This window comes from Mucilaginibacter sp., assembly GCF_964263795.1.
Taxonomy (GTDB): Bacteria; Bacteroidota; Bacteroidia; order Sphingobacteriales; family Sphingobacteriaceae; genus Mucilaginibacter.
Genome location: NZ_CAXVWK010000068.1, coordinates 1 through 3,498 on the forward strand (window position 1 = coordinate 1; position 3,498 = coordinate 3,498).

Here is a 3,498-nt window from a genome sequence, read left to right on the forward strand (position 1 = left end):
CGTATGCTCTCTGAGTTTGACATATCTAAACGATAAAAATGAATTAGTGTATCACAAGACCGCTATTTACAAATCTACAAAATCATTGAGCATAACTATTTGATCATTTGTGCCCTTCCCTGGCCAAATGACCAATTTTCCCAGGCTGTCTCGTTTAAAATGATGATCACATCATCTTTGGTGACGGAGGTACGGGTACTGATCTTATCGGCTATGGCGGCATATAAATTCTTTTTCATCTCCACCGTTCTACCAGTACCGCAGGTAATATAGATATAGAGAAGATTTGATGTATGAGATACATTAAGGTAACTCGCTGGATAAATAAGATTTTCTGTTTTCAATTCGCTGATCACATGGAAATAGTCGTCTTTCGGAATTTTAAATATTTCAATTAAGCTATCATGAATGCAAAGCGATATTTCCTTTTTTAATGCTGCTGTAAATGTTTCTGGCAAATAGATTTGAACAAAAGGCATGATTTAAAGTATAAGAGCGTTATAATAAATTTTCCTTGCTGAATTCTCTTAAGGCCTGCACTGTGATTTGCTCTTGCGGTAGCATCACATATCAGCACTTATCTGGCAAGCCTTTCTAACACCTCCCTGACAAAAGACCCACCGATAGGTATCATTATTTTGCCCACTTCAATCTGGCTGGCAGTGTACGCAGTAATATGATGAAGCGAAACAATATAAGATCGGTGTACACGGATAAAATGATCAGCCGAAAGCTTCTCTTCCAGGTAAATGAGTGTTTGGTAAGTCACAACCGGCTTACCAGTCGTATGAACCTTAACATAGTCTTTGAGGCCTTCAATATATAAAATATCCTTTATCAGCAGTCTGACCATTTTTCTGTCAGCCTTAACATACAGAAAAGCCCGGTCGTCGTTTTTTGGTGGATCACGCGCTGGTGGCGGTAACGTGTTAACTGGTAATTTGATGTTGATATATTTTTCAATCGCCTTTAAAAACCGTTCAAATGAAACCGGTTTAAGGAGATAGTCCACCACGTTAAGCTCATAACCCTCAAGCGCGAACTCGCGGTACGCAGTGGTTATGATAACCGGGGGCGGGGCTTTAAGGGTGCGCAATAGTTCAATGCCGGTTAGCTTCGGCATGTGTATATCAAGAAATAAAAGATCGACCTGGTATTTTTTTATCGCTTCATAAACCTCCATTCCATTGGCACAGACAGCTACCAGATTTAAGGTTTTGAGTTTGCTGACGTGACTTTGAATAATTTCACGCGCTAATTCTTCATCGTCCGCAATAAGACAGTTAATCATAGTTACAAGTCAAGTTTTAAGTCAGCTTCAAATACATTGTTTATTTTGTTAATGCGCAGCTCGTAATGTCCTGGATAAATGAGTTCCAGCCTTCGCTTCACATTTTTCAAACCAAGGCCACTGTTGCCTGGTTTATTCCGATTTTCGTAGCTGTTTTCTACTTTAAAAAACAATCGGCTATTGGTGACTTTTAAATCAATAGTTATCCATCCTTCCGCCTCGGCGAGGCTATGTTTAAAAGCGTTCTCTACAAATGGCAGCAATAGTAGGGGGGCGATCAATTTACCTTTAATGTCACCTGAATATTGAAACGACAGGTCAAGGCGATCGGCAAAACGGAGTTGTTCTATGCTGATATAGTTTTCGAGGTGTTTGATTTCATGCTCTAACAATACCGATGAAGCACTGGCCTCGTGTAACATATAATGCATCAGATCTGAGAGCCGCAGCACAACATTAGATGCCTGTGCACTGCCTCTAAGCGTAAGCGCATATAAGCTGTTTAGCGTATTGAAAAAAAAGTGTGGGTTGATCTGGGCTTTCAGCAGCCCTAGTTCGGCATTAAACTTCTCTTGTTCCAATTTACGAAGGTCTTGCTCCTGTTTAAAGGCATTGCCCATTAATTTAACCAACATGGTGATAGCTAAAATCGGTGTGTAACCTGCTGCATTCTTAAGTACTCTTACCGGGATCCAAAAATTAGTTTTTTCCAAACGGGCCATGGCCGGATCATGTATTTTATCCCACGGAACCCAGATAGCGTATGCAGAAAATCGCTGTAAAAATCCACCGATTAGCAACAATAACACCACACCGATTGCATATTGCAGGTACTTTTTGGGATAATAAAAAAACGGCATCAGCAAATATAAATTTGCATAGGTAATCAGCATGCATATCGGCACTCCTGTTAATAGCTCTGGATCGAGTTTAAATTCCAATACATCCTTATCTTCCCAGCCATTGTTAACAGATTGATACAGGATATAAGCCAACCAAAAAACCATTTGGCGGACTATAACTTGATACTTTGCCTGTTTGATATTTTGCATCTTGTAAAGATGAACATAAATGCCTTTTTTCCTGTACACTTTCCGCCAGTAGGTCTTATTGTACCGCTAAATGGTTCTTTTGAACCGCGAACTTGTTGACGGGCTGTACATATGTTTTCATGGCTATAAGCTAACTGACCGTCGAATAGGAAAAATATTGAGACCAGCGCCCGATTTATTTGTGTATGGAAATATTCAACCTTCCCGCACATTATCGATTGTTAACCATCTTATGGATGTTCATGCAATTAACACTCGGATCGGTTGCACAAGAAGCCTTTTCACCGCTACCAGAAGCTAAGCGACCGCATTTACAGGCTGTCAGGACGACCAAGAAAATATCGATTAACGGCATACCGGATGAAAGCGCATGGGAAGCCGCACCGGTTGCGAAGTGTTTTACCACTGCCTATCCAATACAGGGAGATAGCGCAACTTTTGACACAGCAGTAAAGTTGTTGTACGATGACAAAAAAATTTATATAAGCGCTCGTTGCAATTTTCCAGCTGGCGCTAAAAAGATACAGGTACAGGATATGCGTCGGGATTTCAGCTTCAGCAATAATGAACTTTTCGAGATCCTGATTGATCCCTTTAAAGATCCAAGGTTACCGGTGATGGCGTTCTGCGTTACGCCATATGGTACGCAAATGGATATCATGCATTTTGCTGATCTAAGCTATGATTATAAGTGGGACGCGGTTTGGGAAGCCGCAAGTAAAATTGAAGAGCATTCCTGGACAACGGAGGTGGCGATTCCTTTCAGCTCTCTGCGGTACCCTAAAGGTGCCACCGAGTGGAGTATTAATTTCGCCCGTAACATCCGATATATAGGGGAAATCAACGGGTGGTCACCTTGGCCACAAGCTTACAGCGAAAGTTACATGGCTTATGCAGGAATACTAACGAACATACAACCACCAAGCAATAATACCAGCCTGCGTTTTGAGCCTTATACGTTAGTCAACGCCAAAAAAATTGATAAGAATCGCCCCACGTTCAAATCCGAATTTGGCGGAGAAATAAAATATGCTATTAGCTCAAACACTTTATTAGAAGCCACCGTCAATACCGACTTTGCCCAGGCAGAAGTTGATAAACAAGTGATTAATCTAAGCAGGTCTAACGTATTTTTTCCTGAAAAGCGCCAGTTCT

General features: G+C 41.1%; 4 protein-coding genes. 1 reads left to right on the forward strand and 3 read right to left on the reverse strand.

From position 1 onward, the window contains the following. Positions 1 to 95: 95 nt before the first annotated feature. The 3 genes from ACE5CV_RS12315 to ACE5CV_RS12325 form a co-directional block, all read right to left on the reverse strand. Positions 96 to 479, reverse strand: a complete 384-nt coding sequence (locus ACE5CV_RS12315) for a tautomerase family protein (RefSeq protein ID WP_374950478.1) — start codon at positions 477 to 479, stop codon at positions 96 to 98. A gap of 98 nt (positions 480 to 577) precedes the next feature. Continuing rightward, positions 578 to 1,291 carry a LytR/AlgR family response regulator transcription factor gene (locus ACE5CV_RS12320; RefSeq protein ID WP_374950479.1) on the reverse strand — a complete coding sequence of 238 codons (714 nt, stop codon included), beginning with the start codon at positions 1,289 to 1,291 and terminating at the stop codon, positions 578 to 580. A 2-nt stretch (positions 1,292 to 1,293) separates the two neighbouring features. Continuing rightward, positions 1,294 to 2,343: a sensor histidine kinase gene (locus tag ACE5CV_RS12325; protein WP_374950480.1), complete on the reverse strand. Its 1,050-nt coding sequence runs from the start codon at positions 2,341 to 2,343 to the stop codon at positions 1,294 to 1,296. A gap of 185 nt (positions 2,344 to 2,528) precedes the next feature. Between ACE5CV_RS12325 and ACE5CV_RS12330 the strand changes: the two genes are divergently transcribed. Then, on the forward strand, positions 2,529 to 3,498 hold a 970-nt coding region (locus ACE5CV_RS12330; RefSeq protein WP_374950481.1), incomplete at its 3' end, for a DUF5916 domain-containing protein.

Bases quoted from the DNA above. Each gene is read 5' to 3' on its own strand.
- ACE5CV_RS12320 (WP_374950479.1), bottom strand. From the start codon at position 1,291: ATGATTAACTGTCTTATTGCGGACGATGAAGAATTAGCGCGTGAAATT.
- ACE5CV_RS12325 (WP_374950480.1), bottom strand. From the start codon at position 2,343: ATGCAAAATATCAAACAGGCAAAGTATCAAGTTATAGTCCGCCAAATG.
- ACE5CV_RS12315 (WP_374950478.1), bottom strand. From the start codon at position 479: ATGCCTTTTGTTCAAATCTATTTGCCAGAAACATTTACAGCAGCATTA.